Here is a 20,960-nt window from a genome sequence, read left to right as displayed (position 1 = left end):
TCAGCAGTTGTAAATTTCTTAATTCTTAACGCTTACCTCTCGACTATTCGAACATGTCTACCCAACGGAAGAAACGCTTCAAGCCGGCCTCACCAAACTTCTCCAGACTACGGGCCGTCTGCTCTACCGTGCGTTCCATCTCAGGATGACTCTTGGAATAGAACTTGTCTGCATAGCAGACCACTTGCTCCTCCAAGGTCTCGGGCTCATAGCAGCCGTCCAAGGGAAGGGGCAGCTGCTGACGGATGATCTGCTCCCTGCTGATGCCCGTTCCTGTATGGCGCTCACAGACCTGAGCGTGGCGTACGAATCCCTCTTCACGTAACATCCGTCCACCGATAATACCATGACAGATATAGGGCTCCGGCCCAAAACACTCGATGGCAGGCGCATCACAAGCCAGAATACCAATGTCATGGAGCATGGCAGCCTCGTACAGGAAATCCACGTCGAGCTTCAGCTCCGGATGGGCACTGGCGATACGCTGACAACGATCGGCCACCTGTCGGCTATGTGTAAGCAATATCCGCCGGAGTTCATTCTCCGACGGATAATACTTGTCAATGATTTTCTGATAGTCCATATCTTCTGCTTAACACAGATCACGCCTCACGCTCTATCCAAGCGATGGTGTCACCCTGACGAATATTCTGTCCGGGCTTCACACTGATGTCAACCAGCTTACCGCCAAGGGCTGCGGGAATCTCAACGATTTCACCCCATTTCGTCTGCAGGTAGCAGAAGGTATCTCCCTCCTTGTATTTCTGACCGATGAACGGCTCCACGCACGGTGCCATCACACCTTCACCACCGAAGCTCCAGAAGAGCTGTCCGGCCAGAGGCGACTTCACGGCATCGGCCTTGGCATGCTTCAGGGCATCGATCTCTTCCTTCGAGATCTTACCACCACCAAGCTTCGCATCCTTCGCCTTCTGCAGGTCGGCCAGGAACTGCTTCTTAGCCTGTCCACTCTTGAAGGCGCGGTACTGCTCGGGGTGCATAGCCAACTCGAAGAGCTCCTCGTTGTCTTTGCCGTAGTCCCATCCGTTCTCGTCCATCTCCTTCTTGAAGTCGTCAAGGGCATTGCTGAGCAGAGTATGGGCATCGACATCGGTAAACTCGCGACCCTGCTTCTTAGCCAGTTCCACAAGCTCCGGATCGATGGTACCAGGAATCTTTCCGCTCTTACCGAGGATCATACCCCACATGGCATCGTCCATCATCACGAAACGCCCCTTGCCCTGTTCGATGGTGAGCAGGTTCATCAGCGCGATGTTCTTCACATACTGAGAGAACGGTGTCACCAATGGGGGATAACCCACGCGCGGCCAAACATATTCCACCTCGTTGAAGAGCTTCACGAGCATATCGTCCATCGTCAACTCGGCCTCACCCTTCTGCTGGCGCAGCTTGTTGATCATAGACTGGATGCCTCCCAGGTCGGCCATCATCGATCCCATCATACCACCGGGGAGTCCGCAGCCGAGCAGCAGGCTCGACATATGCTTGTTGGCAGGATTGATGAAGTAGCCAAGCCATTCGTCGATGAACTCCTGGGTCAGCGTACGGGCCTGCATATAGGCATTCATATTCAGATCAGCCACCTCGAAGCCTTCGTTCTTCAGCATCGACTGTACTGAGATGATATCCGGATGAACCTTACCCCAAGAGAGCGGCTCAATGGCGGTATCGATGATGTCGGCACCGTTGTTGCACACCTCCAGGATACTAGCCATAGAAAGACCAGGACCGGAATGACCATGATACTGGATGATGATATCGGGATGGTTGGTCTTGATAGCCTTCGTCAGTGCGCCCAGCATGGCAGGCTGACCGATACCGGCCATATCCTTCAGACAGATCTCCTCTGCGCCTGCGGCAATCACCTCATCGGCGATCCTGCTGTAGTACTCTACCGTATGTACAGGTGAAGTGGTGATGCAGAGCGTAGCCTGCGGTGTCATACCACCCTCCTTGGCCCACTTGATACTCGGGAGAATGTTTCGGGTGTCGTTCAGACCACAGAAAATACGGGTGATATCCACGCCCTGTGCGTGCTTTACCTTGTACATCAAGGCACGTACATCATCGGGCACAGGATACATACGCAGTGCGTTCAGACCACGATCGAGCATGTGGGTCTTGATGCCCACCTCGTTGAATGGTTTACAGAATGTGCGCACGGCATCATTAGGATTCTCACCAGCCATCAGGTTCACCTGCTCGAAGGCACCACCATTAGTCTCAACGCGACTAAAGCAGCCCATATCAATGATTACCGGAGCGATGCGCTCCAACTGATCCTTACGTGGCTGGAACTTACCTGAAGACTGCCACATGTCCCGATATACGAGACTGAACTGTATTTTCTTCTTAGCCATAATTATACTGACAATAGTTTTTTGAGGTGCAAAAATAACAAATAAAATCGAATTGGGCGAATTTTAGTCATTCTTTTTTTCAAATATCGCTCTTTTTCAGGCACAGACAGAAAAACGGCCTCCCTTCTTTCGGGAGACCGTCTGTCTGTCTTAGCGAGCCTGATAGTTGAGCAGGCGCTGCTCTGCCATCTGTTCGTATTTTGTGCCTGGACGTCCGTAGTTGGCATAGGGATAGATGCTGATGCCACCACGGGGTGTGAAGAGTCCTATCACCTCTATATACTTCGGATCCATCAAGCGGACCAGATCCTTCATAATGATATTCACACAGTCTTCGTGGAAGTCGCCATGGTTCCTGAAACTGAACAGATAGAGCTTCAAGCTCTTCGACTCCACCATCCGCTCACCCGGGATATACATGATCTTGATCTCCGCGAAGTCGGGCTGTCCCGTGATAGGACAAAGCGAAGTGAACTCCGGACAGTTAAACTGTACCCAATAGTCGTTATCTGGATGCTTGTTGACGAAGGTCTCCAACACCTCAGGCGCATAGTCCATCCTATAGGCCGTATTCTTGCCCAATGCCTGTAACTTGTCTTCTCTCATATCAGTTCTTGATCTTGAAAATATTGTAGTTGATATCCTTGTCGTACACGTCCTCATGGTCGTGGGCCTTCGTGAACTTCACGACACGAATGGTCATAGGCAGAGCCACAATCTCGTAAGAGGTCTTGAGCAGCACCTGCGAGATGACCAGCGACGGCATCTCCTCCCAGGGGATCACCCAGCCCAGAGCCAGCGGGAAGAAGATAAGGGAGTCGGTCAGCTCACCGAACACCGTACTTAAGATGGCGCGGGCCGAGAAGTCTCTGGTGAATCCATTCGAGTCGGCAGACCGTCTTTCCTTTGCCGACAACTTCATCCGACTCATCACATATGCATTGATAAACGAGCCAGCCAGGAAGGCGATGAACGATGCGGCCGCGATACGGGGGGCCAATCCGAAGATCTGATGGAATCCCTCCTGACCATCCCAATAGGCGGCACCGGGGATGGCATCGGCGATAGCTCCGAACAGCACAAACAGGAAGTTCATGGCGAACCCGAGCCAGATGAGCAGACGCGTACGACTATAGCCCCACACCTCGCATACAACATCGTTGATGATATAACTCACGGGGAACACAATCAGTCCCGCCGTCACATTCACCGGACCAAACGAGATCTGTTTGGTCTCCAACACGTTTGCCGTGATCAGGCAAACGCAGAACAGTATGCCGTAAGACATGAACAGCACACTGACCTTCTGATCATTCTTTTGTTTCATTATTCTTGTTTTGTTTAAGGGGGTTCTACAAGTACCCCTGTGTTTTTTTTACAACAGATAGAGCAGCCAAGCCATATAGGCAAGGAATCCCAATACCAGCAAGGCACCCTCACGGCGCGAGACGGCATACTTTGTATAAGCGAACAGCCAGAGGATGCCGACACTCACCAGCATCATCATCAGATCGACAATCGTGATACCCATGATGCGCATCGGGTGAACCACTGCCGTCGTTCCCAGAATCAGCAGGATATTAAACACGTTGGAGCCTATCACATTACCAATGGCAATAGACGAGCGTCCCTTGTAGGCTGCGACGACACTCGTGGCCAACTCAGGCAACGATGTACCGCCTGCCACGATGGTCAGACCGATAACACTCTGACGAACACCATAGCGATGAGCCACATACGAGGCCGCATCGACAAACAGGTTACTGCCGATAATCAGACAGGCAAGTCCCAATGCGATGAAGGCAAGATTCCGCCATAGTTTGGAATAGTCCTTGGGCAGTTCACTGTTCTCGTCCAGTTCCTCAGGAGTAGGCATCAGACCGTCGTTCTTCGCTGCCCGGAACGTATAAATCATGAAGACCAGGAAACCTGCCAACAGGATGATTCCGTCGGAACGGCTGATATCGTTTCCCCACAGGTGAGGAGAGTTCATATCGTCGAAGCACAACGCGAACAGCATGAAAGAGGCCACCACAGCAAACGGGATATCCTTCTTGACCGTTGTCTTCGACACGACCATCGGAGCCACCAGCGCCGAACAGCCTACAATGAGCATGGTGTTGAATATGTTCGAACCGATCACATTACCTACAGCCAGATCTGACGTACCTTTCAAGGCAGACACCAAGCTGACAAAGAGTTCGGGTGCCGACGTACCGGCAGCCACAATCGTCAGACCAATCACGATCTCCGGCACACGCATACCACGGGCCAAGGATGAGGCTCCCTCCGTCAGGCGATCCGCGCCCCAGAGCACAAGAGCCACGCCAACAATAATGTACACAATATTCAGCAACATACCCTATTCCATTTCGTTGATAAACGCATCCATCGCACGACGGTCTTTCTTGGTTGGCCGTCCTGTGCCCCTTGCACGATCCACAAAACCACTGATACGATTCATCTCCAGTAGTTCGTACTGATCAGGGGGTGTCACATTCTCATAGATCTCAGGCAAGAGCTTAGCACCTACCCGCTGTTCTATCGTCTTCAGAATTTTAAAAGAGTAAGTCACCGGCGGCTTGCGCACAGAGACTGTCTCACCAGCCTTCACCATATGCGAGGGCTTCACATTCATACCTCCTATTGTGACCCGACCGTTCTTACACGCATCGGCAGCAATAGAACGTGTCTTAAAGATCCGTGCGGCCCACAGCCACTTGTCAACCCTGGCTTCGTCCATGCTTTCCCAATTTATTAAACTGGTTCATGGTGATATCTATGCCAGCCAAGACAAAACTACGGATAATCTCCACACCCAGATCGATGGCAGGCTGAAGCTCCTTGAGCTCATCCTCGCTATAACGCCCCAGAACCCAGTCGACCTGCATGCCACGGGGGAAATCGTTTCCGATACCCATACGAAGGCGCGCATAGTTCTGTCCTATTAACTGTTGGATATGTCCCAAGCCGTTATGTCCACCATTTGAACCGTTGCCCTTCAAACGGAACTCTCCCAACGGAAGCGCTACGTCATCACTGATAACCAGCAGACGGTTCTGTTCGATATTTTCCTTGTTCAGCCAGTACCTGACTGCATTCCCACTGAGGTTCATGAACGTAGAGGGCTTAAGCAGGAACACCTTACGCCCCTTGACCGACGTCTCGGCCACAAAACCGTACCGTCGGTCTTCAAAATGAATATTGGATGCCTTCGCAAAAGCATCCAATACCATAAATCCCGTATTGTGGCGGGTCAGTTCGTATTCATCACCGACATTGCCCAGACCAACAATCAAGTATTTGTCCATTCCCTACAGTACTAAGGAATTTACACTTAACCAGCGTTCTCAGCTGCGGCAGCTGCAGAACGTGAAGCACGTGTAGCCTTCACTGAGCATACAACAACCTGTGCAGGAGTAGCAATCTCCAGACCCTCGAACGACAGGTCGGCAACCTTAATGGCCTTACCCAGGTTCAAGTTGGTCACGTCGATATTAAGTACCTCGGGGATCTGCTTGTAAGGAGCGGTAACGTTCAGCTTACGCTCAGCCAGATTCAGCTTACCACCGTCACGAACACCCTGTGCAAGACCATTGAGCTTAACAGGAATACCGATGGTGATGGGCTTCTCCTCGCTTACCTCATAGAAATCCACATGGAGCAGAGCATCGCTTGTGGGATGGAACTGAAGCTCCTTCATAACAGCCTTGTGGGCCTCACCGTCGATGGTCAGGTTCACAACATAGACATGAGGAGTGTAGACAGCCTTACGGAGCTGGGATGCGGGGATAGCAAATGCCAGAGCCTCGGGCAGACCATTCTCGCCTTTCTTCTCACCATAGAGGTTACAGGGAACAAGACCCTCCTTACGCAACTCTTTCGTTGCCTTCTTACCGGTAGTGGCACGCTTCTGACCACTTACGCTAATTTCTTTCATAATTGTGTTACTCTAAATTAAGTTTAAAACTGTTTTGCTTAATTCGCCATCACACGAGAATATCGTAGTGCTTTGAGAAAAAGCGGTGCAAAGGTAGCACTTTTTTGCTTACCAACCAAATATTTGCCTAAAAAACAACATTTTTACTCTATTTTATAGTCTCTTTCTTGCATGGTAGCGGAAAAATATCTATCTTTGCACTTAGATTCAATCATTTTAAAGGTAAAAAACTAAATAAAAGCATCAAGTGAGATGATTAATAGGGAAATTATTAGAATTAAGATCGTTCAGTTAACCTACGCTTACTATCAAAACGGTAACAAGAACATCGACTCGGCTGAAAAGGAACTTTTCTTCAGTCTCTCAAAGGCATATGACCTTTACAACTATCTGCTAGCTTTGATTGTCGCTGTCACTAAGGAAGCCGGACGCAGGCTGGAGGTGGCACAGGCGCGCGCCAAGCGTGAAGGGACGAAAGAGCCATCGCAGAAATTCGTATACAACCGATTCGCACTGCAGTTGAGTGAGATCAAAGCTCTTAACGACTTCATGAGTACTCAGAAGATGACGTGGGAAGACTCTGCCATGTTCTTGGGACAACTTTTCGAGCAGATTGAGTCTAGCGACATCTATCAGGAATATATGAACAGCGAGGAGGACAGCTACGAGGCCGACCGCGAGTTATGGCGCAAGTTGTATCGTACCTTCATCCAAGACAACCAGGATCTGGATTCACTCCTGGAAGACCAGAGCCTGTACTGGAACGACGACAAGGAGATCGTCGACACCTTCGTCCTGAAGACCATCAAGCGCTTCAATGAGCAAAACGGTGCCAAGGAGGAACTCCTGCCGGAATGGGACAGCGAGGAAGAGAAGGAGTTCGCACGCAAACTATTCCGTTCGGCCATCCTCAACGCAGACGAATACCAGCACTACATGAGTGAAGCCTCTCGCAACTGGGACTTCTCCCGTCTCGCCTATATGGACGTGATCCTCATGCAGATTGCCATTGCAGAAATGATGACCTTTCCCAATATTCCCATTAGCGTCACCATTAACGAATATGTTGATATTGCCAAGCTGTATTCCACCTACAAGAGCGGAGGCTACATCAATGGTATGCTCGACAGCATCGCACGTAACCTGATCCGCACCGGTCGACTGATGAAGCACATTGATCCGGTCAAGAACCAGAAATACGGCAAGGAGAAGACGGCCAGCGCAAGAGCGCCTCACAAGCAGGGCAAGCCCACCAAGACAAGACCTCGCATCAAGAAAGAAGAGCCGACGGGAGAGACTATCTCTGATGTCACAGACATTCAGGAGATCAAAAAAGAGATTGAAGAACTCAAAAACAATAAATAAAAACAAAAAACATGACAAGTATTGTATTAGCCGCACAGGCATCACAGGGAGGTGGTATGAGTTTTATCATCATGATGGTCGCTATCTTCGCTATCATGTGGTTTTTCATGATCAGACCTCAGCAGAAGAAACAGAAAGAGATCCAGAAGTTCCAGAACGAACTGGCAGAGGGTCAGCAGGTCATCACTGGCGGTGGCATCTATGGCACTGTCAAAAGCATCGACCTCGCCAAGAACACTGTTGAAGTGAAGATCGCACGTGATGTCGTCATCACGGTCGACAAGAGCTATGTCTTCAAAGACACAGCCAACACGCCTGTGCAGAAATAACACAAGCAAGGGATGAGAATCGGCAAGATATGGCGGTTCATCAGAGGTTTCCTGTTTAGTAACACCAACAGGGAATTTCTGGTATTCTGCTTCTTTCTCGCATTGTCGGGCGTCTTCTGGCTATCACAGACGCTGAGCGATACCTACGAGAAAGAGTTCGCCATTCCCGTGTCTGTCATCGGCATCCCCAAGAACGCCGTGCTTACCTCCGACGAGACTGACACCGTCAAGGTCACCATCCGTGATAAGGGTATCACACTCCTTACCTACCAATATAGTGACTTGTTCAAGAAGCTGAACTTCGACTTCAAGACGTTCTCTCACAACAACGGCAAAGGCAACGTGACCGCCACAGACATCCAGAAGGTTGTATATAAACAACTGAACGCCAGTTCCAAAATCATCAGCATCAAACCTGAGAAGTTGGAATTCTATTACAACTATGGCAGTAAGAAAAGGGTACCTGTCAGATGGAGCGGACGTGTCATTCCTGAAGAGCTCTACTTCATCTCTGGAGTAGAGTATTCTCCTGACAGCATTACCATCTATGCGGCCAACGAGAAGCTCGACAGCATCAACATGGTATACACCGAGTCGTTGAACTATGCGAACTTCCGCGACACGCTTGTCGTGAACTGTCAGTTGGCTAAGATGAAAGGGGTCAAGATGGTGCCCGACCACATCAAGGTTAGTTTCCTGACCGATGTACTGACGGAAGAGCGTATCGAGGGTATTCCCGTCAAAGGCATCAATATGCCGGAGGGAAAGACCCTGCGTACTTTCCCAGCGAAAGTCGCAGTCAGCTTTGTTACAGGTGTAAGCGTCTATCGGAATCTTCGTCCAGAAGACTTCACCGTTGTCGCCGACTATCGTGATCTGACGAAACACCCTTCGGAGAAATGTCACATCTATCTGAAGAACGTGCCCAACGGCATCTCACGCGCTCATCTGGAGACGACACTTGTTGACTACCTCATCGAATCGCAGGAAGAATGAAGATCGGGATCGCCGGAGGGATCGGAAGTGGAAAAAGCTACGTATGTAGCCGTTTACAAGAGAGAGGCATCACTGTCTATGACTGCGATCGGGCTGCCAAGCATCTGATTCGCACATCACCAGATATCCGTCAGAGACTCTCAGCCCTCATCGGACCAGAGACCTACGACACAGAAGGGCAACTGAACAAGGCGGCCGTCGCCAAGTTTCTGTTAGCCTCCGAGGAGAATGCCAAAGCCATTGACAGCATCGTGCACCCTGCCGTGTTTCAGGACTTCTTAGACAGTGGAATACAGTGGATGGAAAGCGCACTGATGTATGAGTCTGGCATAGCACGCCTCGTCGACCGCGTCGTAGTAGTCACAGCACCTAAGGAGGTCCGTATCCGACGCGTGATGAAACGCGACGGCATCTCACGACAGAAAGTGCTGGAGTGGATGGGAAGACAGATGTCACAGAAAGAGGTGCGCAGATTGGCCGACTACGAGATCATTAATGACGGAAAGGCAGACGTAGATGCACAACTGGACCATCTCCTGTCTGACCTTCAGATTCAAACAGATTATTAACAACAACTAATTAGAGAATACATGCAACAGACAATTTTAGCAATTTCCGGGAAGCCCGGTCTTTACAAACTCGTATCAAGAGGAAAGAACAACCTGATTGTCGAGGCGCTCGATGCGACACACCGTCGTCTGCCAGCCTTTGCCACCGACAGGATCACATCACTGGCCGACATTGCCATGTTCACTGAGACAGACGATGTTCCCTTGATGGACGTACTTGAGAACCTCAAGACACTCGAAGGCGGAAAGAAAGCCAGCATCAACGAGAAGAAAGCCTCTGGCGCTGAGTTGCAGGACTACTTCACGAAGGTTCTGCCGGAGTGGGATCGTGATCGTGTGCATAACAGCGATATCAAGAAGCTCATCACCTGGTATAATATCCTTGTGGAAAATGGTGTCACAGACTTCAAGGAAGAGATGTCACCCACAGAAGGCGACAACGTCGACGACAGGAAATAAAGAACAGAAACAGATTACAAAAAGAATCCCACCAATTGGTGGGATTCTTTGTTTATATTAGAAGTTAGAAGCGTCCTGGGCCACCGAAGCCGCCACCACGAGGACCGCCGCCACGAGGACCTGCACCGCCACGAGGACCTGCACCGCCACGAGGACCTGCACCACCACGAGGACCGCCACCGAAGGGACCGCCAAAGCCACCACGGGCACCTCTTCCGCCGAAGACATTCAGACGATAGATCACGTGCACCATGCCATAGCTGGTGATGGCATTATACTCCGTATCACTACGCTGCATCTCAGAAATCATACGACTCACGGTCGACTGCTGCTTCAAGATATCATAGAGCTGCAGTGAGATGGTCAGTGCATTTCCCTTCAGGAAGCTCTGTGAGATCTGTGCATTCCATATCAGCTCATTGGTGTTCATCGACTTGTCGCTATAACCACGACGGCTCTGCATATTCATGTTGGTTGTGAGCGACGTACCCCAAGGAGCCGTCACGCCTACCATACCGCCATAAGAGAACATCCAAGTATCGAGGTTGTTGTTCGGCTGGAGCTTACTGCGAGAGTGGTTGTAGTTCAATGAGCCGTTCAGCTCCACCTCCAACCATTCGTTACGATAGCTACCTGCCAGACGCTCGCCGATGCCCATCGTATTAGTAGAGCTCTTCTGAGAATCAGACTTCATATCGACACTGACGAATCCCACACGACGATTATAGCTCAGATTCGTGAAAGCGTTCACATTGTAGAAGCCGGCAGAGTCGACTGCGGTATTGAACATGAAGCCCAAATTACCATTCCAGTTACCATTCACATTCACTGGTTGTGTGATCGTAGCACCTCTTGACTTGTCAAGCGTCGTCTTGTTGGCAATAGAATTGCTGGTCGTCGAGAAGTTCACGAAGGTCATCACAGCCCGCTGGTGCTTCTGGAAATAGTCATTATAGAAGAGGGTGAAGTTCTGGGTGAACGAGGGCTTCAGACCTGGGTTACCCTTTGTGATACGCAGATAGTCGCTATCGTCCTCGATATCAAGCAGATCGCTCATCGACGGCTGCTGACTACGTCCACGATAGGTGAAGCGCAACTGACCCGTCATAGACTTCTTCCAACGGAAGTCAAGAGTCGGCGTGAAGTTGACCACCGTACGCGTCGTATCTGCATGAACGCCCTGATAGTCCTGCATGAAATGTGTCTTCTGAGGAATCACCTGGAAACCGATATTGAAATTATAGGCAGGACGAACGATGCGCAGCATCACCTCACCAGTATGGATATAGTTCTTATATTCCGACTTACGACTCAGTTTCACATCCTCATACATATCAAGAGGATTAGCCAGTCGACCCAGATATGCATCCCAGTTACGATAGGTAGGAACAATACCGGAATAGTCGACACCTGTCAGACTATAGGTAGCACGATCGCTCTTCGTAAAGCTGTACTGGTATGTATAGCTGAACTGCAAGTACACCTGACGCATGATAGGCTCACTGTAGGTCATTCTCGCACTATAGCCCCAGCGATCCTCTGGCGTCACACTATAGCGGTTAGTCTGTTTGATAGAGTCGCTCGTACCCAAATAGTTCATCAGTTGGAACATCTCCGTGAAGTCATTGCTCATCGATTTGCTCCTACCCTCGCTCCAATTACCATTCAACTGCAAGGTGATGTTACGCCCTCTGTTGTTCAGGCGTCTGTTGAACTGCAACATACCACCGAGATTCTTCGAGGAATCATAGCTGATACCATCCTGCTCACTGAAGTTCTTCACGAAGCCATACTTCTGTGCAAGTTCCTTCACCGATGCCAAAGGATCGTCAACATAGTCATAGGGGTTCTTGTCGAAAGTAGCTCTCGTACTGGAGTTAGCACCATCACTGACGTTATATCTGAAGTTCGGACGGAATAAGATGTTCGTCATTGAGTCGGGCTGCCACTCCAGACGCATCTGCGCGTTCCAGCCGTCTGAGCGCGAATACTGGTTCCGTCGGCTGTTACCAAACTGAGACACGTTCTCACCGAAGATATCCTCCGTAGAACTCTTGGAGAACACGTCACCATCACTGTGGTTCCAGCGCACACTACCATCCAACCTCAGCTTATTGGTCTTCTCGTAGTTGATATTGACACCTGTCATCTTCATGGCAGTCAGTCCCTGACGTCCCATGCCGAAGCGTCCGCCTCCGCCACCACCAGGGAAGCCCATATCGTTGGTGTTATTAGCATTGGTCATCATCATCAGGTTCAAGCCGTCACTCATCAAGCCACCAAAGATACGACCTGCATAACGATGCTCTGTACCAGCTCCCAGGTCGGCGTTCAACATGAATCCTTTGTTCATACCCGGTTTAACGCCGAAGTCGAGCACGGTCTCCTCCTCACCGTCCTCAATGCCTGATACACGAGCAAGGTCACTCTGTCTGTCGTAGGCCTTGATACGATCGATGATATTGGTGGGCAGGTTCTTCAAGGCCGTCTTGGTGTCGCCCGTCATGAACTCTTTACCCTCCACGAGGATTTTCTTCACCTCCTTACCATTAATCTTAATAGAACCGTCGTCGCTGACCTCGGCACCAGGCAGTCGTCTCACCAGTTCCTCAACCACCGATCCCTCTGGGGTACGGAAGGCATTGGCGTTGTAGACAAAGGTATCGGCCTTCAGTGTCACCTTCGATGCATGTGCCGTCACAGTGGCACCCTTCAACATGATGGCATCGGGAGCCAGTGAGATAGTGCCGGCATGATAGTCCTTACCATCCTTGATTGAGATCTTCTTCGTGTAGGTCTTGAAGCCCACGAATGTCACTCTCAGCGTATATGTACCATCGCCAGGGGCTGTAATGGAAAAATAACCTTCTGTGTTGGTTAATGCATTGGATACTACTTTCTCACCACTCAACAGAGATGCGGTCGCCTGTATAACGGCTTCTTTTGTGTCTTGTTCAATAACCTTTCCCGTTACCTTGTGCTGGGCGAACAGCGTGACTGTCATCGACAGAAAGACAGTCAGAATCATTAGTTTTCTCATTCTATCTTTAGTTTTTTTTGAACTTTTGACGCAACCCGCAACGGAAAGTTTAATAAGCGAGTTGCATTTTTTTCTTAAATATGATGTAATTTATGAAAATTTATCGTATCTTTGTCGGCGAATCAATAAAGACAGACCCGAACCATTAAAAGATGACCCGACAAGAAGTCGTTATATCCGATCAGCTTGAACAAGCACTCACAACAGCCATGAAAAAATGTGAGTACGACCGTGTGTTTATTCTTGCAGACGAAACGACGGAAAGACTCTGTGTCCCCGCCATCGAGAAGGTCGACGGTCTGGGGAGCGCTTACCATATCGTGATCGGAGCCACCGATGCCTGTAAGACACTCTGTTCCCTGACGCACGTGTGGGAGGAACTGGGCAAAGGTGGAGGCACACGTCACTCCTTATTAATAAATATAGGTGGAGGTATGGTGACGGATCTTGGAGGTTTTGCAGCTTCTACCTTCAAACGAGGTATCAGCTATATCAACATCCCTACCACGCTTCTTGCCATGGTTGATGCCTCTGTCGGTGGAAAGACAGGTATCAACTTCGGAGGACTGAAAAACGAGATTGGTGTATTCAGCAATGCTCACACCGTTATCCTCGACACTCAGTTCCTTCAGACACTCGACAGAGAGAATATCTGTTCCGGCTATGCAGAAATGCTTAAGCACGGTCTGATCTCTGGCGAACAGATGTGGGCAGAACTCATCACCTTCGATCTGGAGCAGCCAGATCTTGCAAAGCTCAGACAGATGGTGGCCGACAGCGTTGCTGTGAAGGAGCGCATCGTCGAGGAAGACCCCACAGAACAGGGCATCCGTAAGGCTCTGAACCTCGGTCACACCGCAGGTCATGCCTTTGAGTCTTTCGCTCTCAGACACAAGCCTGTACTCCATGGCTATGCTGTTGCCTGGGGCCTGATATGCGAGCTCTACCTGAGTACTGTCAAGACAGGATTCCCATCGGACAAGATGCGGCAGACGGTCAGTTTCATCAAAGAGCACTATGGTAAGATGACCATCACCTGCGACGACTACCCCGATCTCTTCGAGCTCATGACTCACGACAAGAAGAACACCTCGGGCATCATCAACTTCACGCTGCTTGGAGGTATCGGAGACATCCGTATCAACCAGACGGCCACAAAAGAAGAAATATTCGAGGCACTCGACTTCTACAGAGAGTGCTGACAACCCGATAAGTTACCAATCAACTTAATAATAGACCTAATCATATTACTAACTAATCGCAGATAGGGTTGCTCGTGAGAGTGACCCTATCTCACTTTATATCATGTAACCTTTTCTTTTCCAAAGTATCTTTTTTCTTCCATATGATACAAAGATGAGACAAAACCCACTATTTTTGAGCCCATTTTGAAAGTCGTTTATCCATGATTATTGTATTTTTGTCGTTATAAGCACAACCAAATCTATTCATTCACTTAAAAAACCAAGACTTATGAAGAAACTTTCTACCCTTACCCTCGTGCTACTCACCTGCTTAGGAGCATCAGCACAGGTTCTCTCACCTCTAAGCGGCAAGACAAGAACAGCCACAGACATCCCCCTTGTTTACGAGGTGGAGAACACAGGTGAGAATGTTCACCCCGTCCTGCCGACCAAGGCTGAGGGACGCAGGATTGACCCTCTGCCAGACCCTCTGGAGTGGTCTGACGGCAGCGGACGTGCCACAGACTTTTCCGACTGGGCACAGCGAAGAGGCGAGATTGCCAAGGAGATCCAGCATTACGAGATCGGCACCAAGCCTGCCGTCGCTTCCTCGGCCGTCACTGCCAAGATGGATGTCGACACACTCAGGGTGACAGTCACCATCAACGGCGAAGCACTGGAGCTCAGTGCGACCATCCACTACCCCTCGACAGGAGAGGCCCCCTATCCTTTGATGATCGGCATGGACAATATCAGTCTGACGAACACGCTCATCACGTCAAGACCTATCGCCTACATGAACTTCTCGTCGTCACAGGTCAATGGCTACAGTCAGTTCTTCGACTCTGGCAAGCGCGAGTTCGAGCGCCTCTATCCTGAGCTGGTAGGAAACGGAGCCTACAGCGAATGGGCGTGGGGACTGAGTCGTCTAATCGACGGTCTCCAGCAGCTTGGTCCTGAGGTCTCTAAGATCGACACCAAGCATATCGGTGTCACAGGATGCTCCTACGCTGGTAAAATGGCCCTTTTCTGCGGAGCCTTCGACGAGCGAATCGCCCTGACCATCGCCCAGGAACCAGGTGGTGGTGGCGCTGCCGCATGGCGTTTCTCACGCGTTCTCAACAAGGATGTTCTCAATGCCGGTGATTCTGGTGTGGAGAGTCTCGACCGTACCGACTACCACTGGTTCATGGAGAAACTGAAGAACGAATACGGAGGCAAGGATGTCTCCTACCTTCCCTACGACCATCATGAGCTGGCTGCGATGGTGTGCCCACGTGCTCTGTTGATGCTTGGCAACCCCACACAGATATGGCTGGCCGACCAGTCGGGTTTTGTCTCCATGAATGCCGCAGCAAAGGTATGGGAGCAATACGGCATCGGCGACCGTGTAGGCTATTCCTTCGTTAGCGACCACGGCCATTGTCAGTTGCCGGAGACTCAAGAGCCTGAGGTCGAGGCCTATCTAGACCGTTTCCTGCTCGGCAAAGAAGATGTCAACACAAACGTACGTATCGCCTCCGACTTCTACCTGTCTACTGCCAACGGCACAAAGGTGGTTGCACCAGAAGCCGATCTCGACTGGTGGATGGGCTGGTGGGGCGTCCGTGAGCCGGCAGAGTTTGTGGAGCAGACCTACGTGCCTAACGGTCCTGCCATCGGCACCAAGGAACAACTGCCACTGCTCACGAACTGGTCGAGTTCCGTCACAGGTGATGCTGCCGCCGATGGTAAGATCTACAGCGGCACCGCCACATTCTCCGGCCAATGGGGCGAGATTGGAGGTTCTGGCTGGGGCTGCGATGTCAACCAAGGCACCAAGCACATCATCACCGTCAAGACCTCAGAGCCACTACCAGAAGGCCTGCAATGGAAGATTTCCCTCAGAGACGAGTTTGGAGAAGCACAGGCAGAGATGTATCCGCCCATCCAGGCAGGTGTCAACGAGCTGGTCTATGAGTTGACCACCAGCTATACCTATTTTGCCATCCAGCGCTATGGACAGGAACGGCTCACCGTTCCCTTCGAAAGCGTCACACGCGAGGTCGTGGAGAACACAGAAAGCAGTATCCGCGCCATCGACAACGACGATCAGAAGAAGGTCGTCAGTCGACAGATCTATTCTATCGCAGGCATGCCCCGCAAGAATCTCGCCAAAGGAGTTAACATTTGCAACGAGCAGTTAGAAGACGGGCATACGCGCACTAAGAAAGTTATTGTAAAATAGAGTACCTCGCAATCTCTAATATCCGCTGACGGGCAGGCTTTCCAGTCTCCGTCAGCGGTATTTTGTCTACATGGATATAGCCACGAGGGCGGAGGTATCCGCTCAGCACCGTCTCACAGACCGTGCGCGCCTCGTCAACCGTCCCCTCTGTCAGCAACACCACGATCTCGCCGAACTTTGTATCCGGACACTTAGTGATGATATAGGGCGCCGAGAGATGAGGGCGCAACAGGCGCTCCACCTCCTCCGCCTGGATCTTAATGCCACCAGAGCAGATCACATTATCCTTCCTTCCGAGGATACGGAAGCGCCCCCCCTGTTCCGTCTGTACCAGTTCGACGATATCATTGGTTACGAGACGTTCCGCGCACACCTCCGGAGCATCGATAACCAGACAGTCGTCTGCCGACACACTGACACCCACCGATGGGAACGGCGTATACCAGTCTGATGCCTCAGGCCCGTTGATGCGACGGAGTGCGATATGCGAGAGGGTCTCCGTCATACCATAGGTGCTCCACACGGCATTGGGGAAGTCCTTCAGTCCTTCAGTCAACGACACGTCGATAGCCCCACCTCCGATAATCAGATGTCGTATCCTTCTCAGACGCTCGCGCTCCTCGTCAACCTGTAATGCGTTGTAAACCTGCAAGGGCACCATGGCAGCGAAGGTGAGCACGTCATCCTCAGCGACAGACTTCTGAAGCGGATGCCCCGAGGGTTGAACCGTCACCAGTCGCAGACCACGTTCCAGGGCCCGCACCACCATCATCTTACCAGCGATATAGTCGAGCGACATACAGAGCAGGGCCGTGTCACCTTTGCGCAGACCGAGAAAGTCGTTCGTACGACGGGCCGAGGCCAGCATCCGTTGCTTCTCCACGAGCATCGGCTTCGGTGCGCCCGTACTACCACTGGTCTGCACGCGCACATAAGGCGAGGCGTTATTCCACTCCTCAAGGAACTGGTCTAACGACATCGCCATAGTCTGTCGCCACGTATCTCAAGTGGCATCGGGATATTATCAGTGAACAACTGGCCCGTTCCCAACCCCTGCGGCATACCGATATGGTCGCCATACACCTCCGAAGCAAACTGGGCGATGGCGTTCAGACCGATATTACTCTCCAGAGCCGAGGTAATCCATGAGCCAATACCTAGATCGGCCGCAATGCCAATCCACTCTCTGCACCCCATCATACCACCATGGAGTGAGGGTTTCAGGATGATATATCGTGGTTTGACCATCCCAAGCATATGACGCTTCATTTCCGGATCATTAATGCCTATCAGCTCTTCGTCGAGTGCGATGGGCAGGGGCGACTCCCTACAGAGCTCAGCCATATACCCCCACTGTCCGGCCTTGATGGGCTGCTCGATAGAATGGATATTATACTGCGATAACAACTCCAGCTTATAGAGCGCCTCCTGATAAGGGAAGGCCCCATTGGCATCCAATCGCAATTCCACCTCATGATGCGTGAAGCGAGCCCGTATCCGTCTCACCAGATCCAGTTCCTGCTCGAAGTCGATGGCTCCGATCTTCAGTTTCACACAATGGAAGCCCTGTTCGAGTTTCTCTTCCATCCGACGGAGCATCTCATCATAATTACCCATCCATACCAGTCCGTTGATGGGTATGCCCTCCTCACCCCGACTGAAGGACGTGTCAAAGAGTCTGTCTCCCAACTTCAGATTGAGCAAGGCCGTCTCCAGTCCGAAGAGCATCGAGGGGTAGTCGCGCAGGTAGTCGTAGTTCACGATACCCGTGTCGCAGACCTCCTCGCACACCTTACTCAATATACTCTGATACCTCTCATCCTCCAAGGCATCACAACTCAGATCAGGCAGGGGCGCACACTCCCCTACTCCCTGACGCTCCCCGTCAGAGAGCAGCACCAGCCAGATTTTACGCGTGGTATACACACCTCTGGATGTCCCTGCTGGCTGCTTAAAATGCAGCACTCTTTTCTCTATTCTGTATTTCATTGTTATAAGTTTTCTGGAGTCGGGAGACAGCTCCCTGAGATCAACATCCTATGGCAGCTTCGGATATTTCTTGAAGTCAGGCTTCCGCTTCTCGAGGAACGCCTTTCCTCCCTCCTGCGCCTCGTCGAGGAAGTAGTACAGCATCGTACAGTCGCCAGCCAGCTCCTGGATGCCCGCCTGTCCGTCGAGCTCGGCGTTCAGTCCGGCCTTGATCATACGCAATGCCAGCGGCGAGCGCTCCATCATAATCTCCGCCCACTCCACGCACTCGTCCTCGAGACGCTCGATGGGTACCACCTTGTTCACCATCCCCATCTCCTCGGCCTCCTTGGCCGTGTACTGCCTACAGAGGAACCATATCTCGCGGGCTTTCTTCTGTCCCACGATCCGCGCGAGGTACGACGAGCCGAAGCCCGCATCAAACGAGCCCACCTTAGGTCCCGTCTGTCCGAAGATGGCATTCTCCGAGGCGATGGTCAGGTCGCACACCAGATGCAGCACATGACCGCCGCCGATGGCATAGCCGTTCACCATGGCAATGACGGGCTTGGGCAGGCGCCGTATCTGCATCTGCACGTCGAGCACACTCAGACGTGGTACACCCTCCTCGTCGACATAGCCGCCCCGTCCCTTCACATGCATATCGCCCCCCGAGCAGAAGGCATGCTTCACGTCGGCGAGCTGCTGTCCCTCTGGCACCTCCGACATGGCACCTGTCAACAGCACCACACTGATGTCCTGCATCTCCCTGCACAACGAGAAGGCCTGCGATAGCTCCCAGGTGGTCTTCGGCGTAAAAGCGTTGCGGTAACGCGGTCTGTTGATGGTGATCTTCGCGATACCGTTATATTCCTCGAACAGTATTTCCTTAAACTCCTTGATAGTTTTCCACTGTCTCATAGCTTCAAATTTTTACTTGTTTCAATGATTCATAATAGTCCTTGACGACACGCGTATCCTCATCGACATCCGTGAACACCTCCAGCAGCATGGGGCGTCTGCTCTTCGAGTCGACCAACTTTTCGATACCCTTCTTCAGATCCCTCATGCTTTTTACCTTCATGTAGTCCACCTTGTTCTGCGCACAGATACCCTCTGCCGTGGTGTGGTGCTTGGCAGCCACGAGCGTGTCGCGCGCCTCACTGTTCTCCAGACCCTTCAGCGTGTTGAAGATACCCCCACGTCCGTTGTTCAGCAAAAGGATACGCAGGTTCCCGCGCAGGTTCTGGTTCCACAGCGCATTCTGGTCGTAGAAGAAACTCAGGTCGCCGATGACACAGAACACCTTCTTGTCCGTCACGCACGAGAAGCCAGCCGCCGTCGACAGCGACCCGTCGATGCCGTTCACGCCCCGATTACAGAACACCTCATGCTCGGCATAGGTGTTCGCCAGACGGATGGCCGTCGAGTTCGCGTAATGCACGTACATATCCTCAGCCTGGCCGATCTTCTTCTCAAACAGTTTCACGGCCGCCATCTGCGAATAGTCAGGCTGGTAGGCATTCACGTGATCCCTGATCCTGTCCAACAAATCTTTCCACTTCTCCACGAAGTCAATCTTCCGCACTTCCAGCACCGTAGTCAGATAGTCCTCCACATCACTGCGGCAACCCTCGATGACATATGTCAGGTTCATGAATGGGTCGGCCATCGTTCCCGCCTCGTTCACCAGCCAGCTCTCCTTGGCCCTTCTCAGGTATTGCTTCAGGCGCTTGCTCACGACAGAGCCACCCATGTTCAGCACGAAGTCGGGTGTGTAGCTCTCATCATCGGCCACGAGATACACGGCCTCGTCCATCAGCGCGTTCAACGGCTGCCCACTAAGCAGCAGCGGTCGTTCGGCCTGCAGGAAGTGCAGGGTGACAGCGGCAGCCTCGTCTTCCGAGAGTTCGTTGGCTGTGCAGTCGATCTCCCGTTCCTCAGGCAACTTCTTGACGGTGAACTCGAACAACGGCTCCGTAATGGGCACGTTGATATGTACGGGGCCACCGCCGTGATGCAATGTCTCCAGCAGCGCCTCGTTCACCAAACGGTTACAATACCAGTGTTCTTCCTCATTGTGCGGCTCAGGCAGCGTCACCGCCTTGCGCACGAACCGTCCGAGAGCATCAGGCTGTGGCAACGTCTGTCCGTCCAACTGGTCTATCCACTGCGGCGGACGGTCGGCCGACACCACGATCAGCGGTGCGCACTGATAATACGCCTCCGCAACGGCAGGTATCAGGTTTAACAAGGCTGTGCCACTGGTCACACACACGATCACAGGCAAGTTCTCACCGAGCGCCATGCCCAAGGCATAGAAGCCCGCTGAGCGCTCGTCAGTCACAGGGATGCACGTGATCTCAGGGCACTCGTTGAGGTTGTGCACGATGGCTGCGTTCCTACTACCTGGGCACACTACGGCGTGCCTCACTCCAAACGTCGACAGCAGTGACGTCAGGATGTTCACATTTTCTTTATTGCTATACATAGTATCACAAT

Annotated in this window: 20 protein-coding genes; 7 read left to right on the top strand and 13 right to left on the bottom strand. The window is 51.6% G+C overall.

Annotated elements, in window-relative coordinates:
• Positions 1 to 43: 43 nt before the first annotated feature.
• The 8 genes from BMY63_RS09060 to BMY63_RS09025 all read right to left on the bottom strand — a co-directional run bounded on the left by BMY63_RS09060 (position 44) and on the right by BMY63_RS09025 (position 6,321).
• Positions 44 to 583, bottom strand: a complete 540-nt coding sequence (locus BMY63_RS09060; protein WP_091916098.1) for an HD domain-containing protein — start codon at positions 581 to 583, stop codon at positions 44 to 46.
• A gap of 19 nt (positions 584 to 602) precedes the next feature.
• Complete coding sequence (locus BMY63_RS09055) at positions 603 to 2,381, bottom strand: oxaloacetate decarboxylase (RefSeq protein ID WP_091916096.1); 1,779 nt, start codon at positions 2,379 to 2,381, stop codon at positions 603 to 605.
• 150 nt (positions 2,382 to 2,531) lie between these two features.
• Positions 2,532 to 2,987 carry a preQ(1) synthase gene (queF, locus tag BMY63_RS09050; protein ID WP_091916094.1) on the bottom strand — a complete coding sequence of 152 codons (456 nt, stop codon included), beginning with the start codon at positions 2,985 to 2,987 and terminating at the stop codon, positions 2,532 to 2,534.
• A 1-nt stretch (position 2,988) separates the two neighbouring features.
• On the bottom strand, positions 2,989 to 3,708 hold the full coding sequence (locus BMY63_RS09045) for a queuosine precursor transporter (RefSeq protein WP_091916092.1): 720 nt from the start codon (positions 3,706 to 3,708) through the stop codon (positions 2,989 to 2,991).
• Positions 3,709 to 3,756: 48 nt separating this feature from the next.
• Positions 3,757 to 4,740 (bottom strand): calcium/sodium antiporter, encoded by a 984-nt coding sequence (locus BMY63_RS09040; RefSeq protein WP_091916090.1) that lies wholly within the window; start codon positions 4,738 to 4,740, stop codon positions 3,757 to 3,759.
• A gap of 3 nt (positions 4,741 to 4,743) precedes the next feature.
• Positions 4,744 to 5,124, bottom strand: coding sequence for an RNA-binding S4 domain-containing protein (locus BMY63_RS09035; RefSeq protein WP_091916088.1), 381 nt, complete (start codon positions 5,122 to 5,124; stop codon positions 4,744 to 4,746).
• A complete protein-coding gene (pth, locus tag BMY63_RS09030; RefSeq protein ID WP_091916086.1) occupies positions 5,105 to 5,692 on the bottom strand; it encodes an aminoacyl-tRNA hydrolase in 588 nt (195 codons plus the stop codon). The genes BMY63_RS09035 and pth overlap by 20 nt, the downstream gene beginning before the upstream one ends.
• Before the next feature lie 26 nt (positions 5,693 to 5,718).
• Positions 5,719 to 6,321 carry a 50S ribosomal protein L25/general stress protein Ctc gene (locus BMY63_RS09025; RefSeq protein WP_091900886.1) on the bottom strand — a complete coding sequence of 201 codons (603 nt, stop codon included), beginning with the start codon at positions 6,319 to 6,321 and terminating at the stop codon, positions 5,719 to 5,721.
• A gap of 252 nt (positions 6,322 to 6,573) precedes the next feature.
• Here BMY63_RS09025 and nusB point away from each other — a divergent pair, with 252 nt between their 5' ends.
• The 5 genes from nusB to BMY63_RS09000 are packed head-to-tail and all read left to right on the top strand — an operon-like array spanning position 6,574 to position 10,039.
• Positions 6,574 to 7,686, top strand: a complete 1,113-nt coding sequence (gene nusB, locus BMY63_RS09020) for a transcription antitermination factor NusB (protein ID WP_091916084.1) — start codon at positions 6,574 to 6,576, stop codon at positions 7,684 to 7,686.
• A gap of 11 nt (positions 7,687 to 7,697) precedes the next feature.
• Positions 7,698 to 8,015 (top strand): preprotein translocase subunit YajC, encoded by a 318-nt coding sequence (gene yajC / locus BMY63_RS09015; RefSeq protein WP_091900890.1) that lies wholly within the window; start codon positions 7,698 to 7,700, stop codon positions 8,013 to 8,015.
• A 12-nt stretch (positions 8,016 to 8,027) separates the two neighbouring features.
• Positions 8,028 to 9,011, top strand: a complete 984-nt coding sequence (locus BMY63_RS09010) for a CdaR family protein (protein ID WP_091916083.1) — start codon at positions 8,028 to 8,030, stop codon at positions 9,009 to 9,011.
• Entirely contained in the window at positions 9,008 to 9,580 is a 573-nt protein-coding gene (gene coaE, locus BMY63_RS09005; RefSeq protein ID WP_091916081.1) for a dephospho-CoA kinase, read from the top strand. Before BMY63_RS09010 ends, coaE begins: the two co-directional genes overlap by 4 nt.
• Positions 9,581 to 9,601: 21 nt before the next feature.
• Complete coding sequence (locus BMY63_RS09000; RefSeq protein WP_091900894.1) at positions 9,602 to 10,039, top strand: DUF5606 family protein; 438 nt, start codon at positions 9,602 to 9,604, stop codon at positions 10,037 to 10,039.
• 64 nt (positions 10,040 to 10,103) lie between these two features.
• Here BMY63_RS09000 and BMY63_RS08995 read toward each other — a convergent pair whose 3' ends face one another.
• On the bottom strand, positions 10,104 to 13,079 hold the full coding sequence (locus tag BMY63_RS08995; RefSeq protein WP_091916079.1) for a TonB-dependent receptor: 2,976 nt from the start codon (positions 13,077 to 13,079) through the stop codon (positions 10,104 to 10,106).
• Positions 13,080 to 13,231: 152 nt separating this feature from the next.
• Between BMY63_RS08995 and aroB the strand changes: the two genes are divergently transcribed.
• Positions 13,232 to 14,281: a 3-dehydroquinate synthase gene (gene aroB, locus BMY63_RS08990; protein WP_091916077.1), complete on the top strand. Its 1,050-nt coding sequence runs from the start codon at positions 13,232 to 13,234 to the stop codon at positions 14,279 to 14,281.
• A 271-nt stretch (positions 14,282 to 14,552) separates the two neighbouring features.
• Positions 14,553 to 16,490, top strand: coding sequence for a glucuronyl esterase domain-containing protein (locus BMY63_RS12340; RefSeq protein WP_177178417.1), 1,938 nt, complete (start codon positions 14,553 to 14,555; stop codon positions 16,488 to 16,490).
• Here BMY63_RS12340 and BMY63_RS08980 read toward each other — a convergent pair.
• Genes BMY63_RS08980 through menD form a run of 4 tightly spaced genes read right to left on the bottom strand, consistent with a single transcriptional unit; the run spans position 16,477 to position 20,949 of the window.
• On the bottom strand, positions 16,477 to 17,469 hold the full coding sequence (locus tag BMY63_RS08980; RefSeq protein WP_091916075.1) for an AMP-binding protein: 993 nt from the start codon (positions 17,467 to 17,469) through the stop codon (positions 16,477 to 16,479). The two genes, BMY63_RS12340 and BMY63_RS08980, sit on opposite strands and share 14 nt — an antisense overlap.
• On the bottom strand, positions 17,460 to 18,479 hold the full coding sequence (menC, locus tag BMY63_RS08975; RefSeq protein WP_091916073.1) for an o-succinylbenzoate synthase: 1,020 nt from the start codon (positions 18,477 to 18,479) through the stop codon (positions 17,460 to 17,462). Before menC ends, BMY63_RS08980 begins: the two co-directional genes overlap by 10 nt.
• A 48-nt stretch (positions 18,480 to 18,527) precedes the next feature.
• A complete protein-coding gene (menB, locus tag BMY63_RS08970; RefSeq protein ID WP_091900899.1) occupies positions 18,528 to 19,379 on the bottom strand; it encodes a 1,4-dihydroxy-2-naphthoyl-CoA synthase in 852 nt (283 codons plus the stop codon).
• A gap of 4 nt (positions 19,380 to 19,383) precedes the next feature.
• Complete coding sequence (menD, locus tag BMY63_RS08965; protein WP_091916071.1) at positions 19,384 to 20,949, bottom strand: 2-succinyl-5-enolpyruvyl-6-hydroxy-3-cyclohexene-1-carboxylate synthase; 1,566 nt, start codon at positions 20,947 to 20,949, stop codon at positions 19,384 to 19,386.
• Between the last annotated feature and the right edge of the window lie 11 nt (positions 20,950 to 20,960).

The organism is Prevotella aff. ruminicola Tc2-24 (assembly GCF_900110895.1).
In the GTDB taxonomy this organism is placed as follows: Bacteria; Bacteroidota; Bacteroidia; order Bacteroidales; family Bacteroidaceae; genus Prevotella.
The sequence above is the reverse complement of the archived record's forward strand: the minus strand, read 5'-3'. Positions and strand labels throughout refer to the sequence as shown.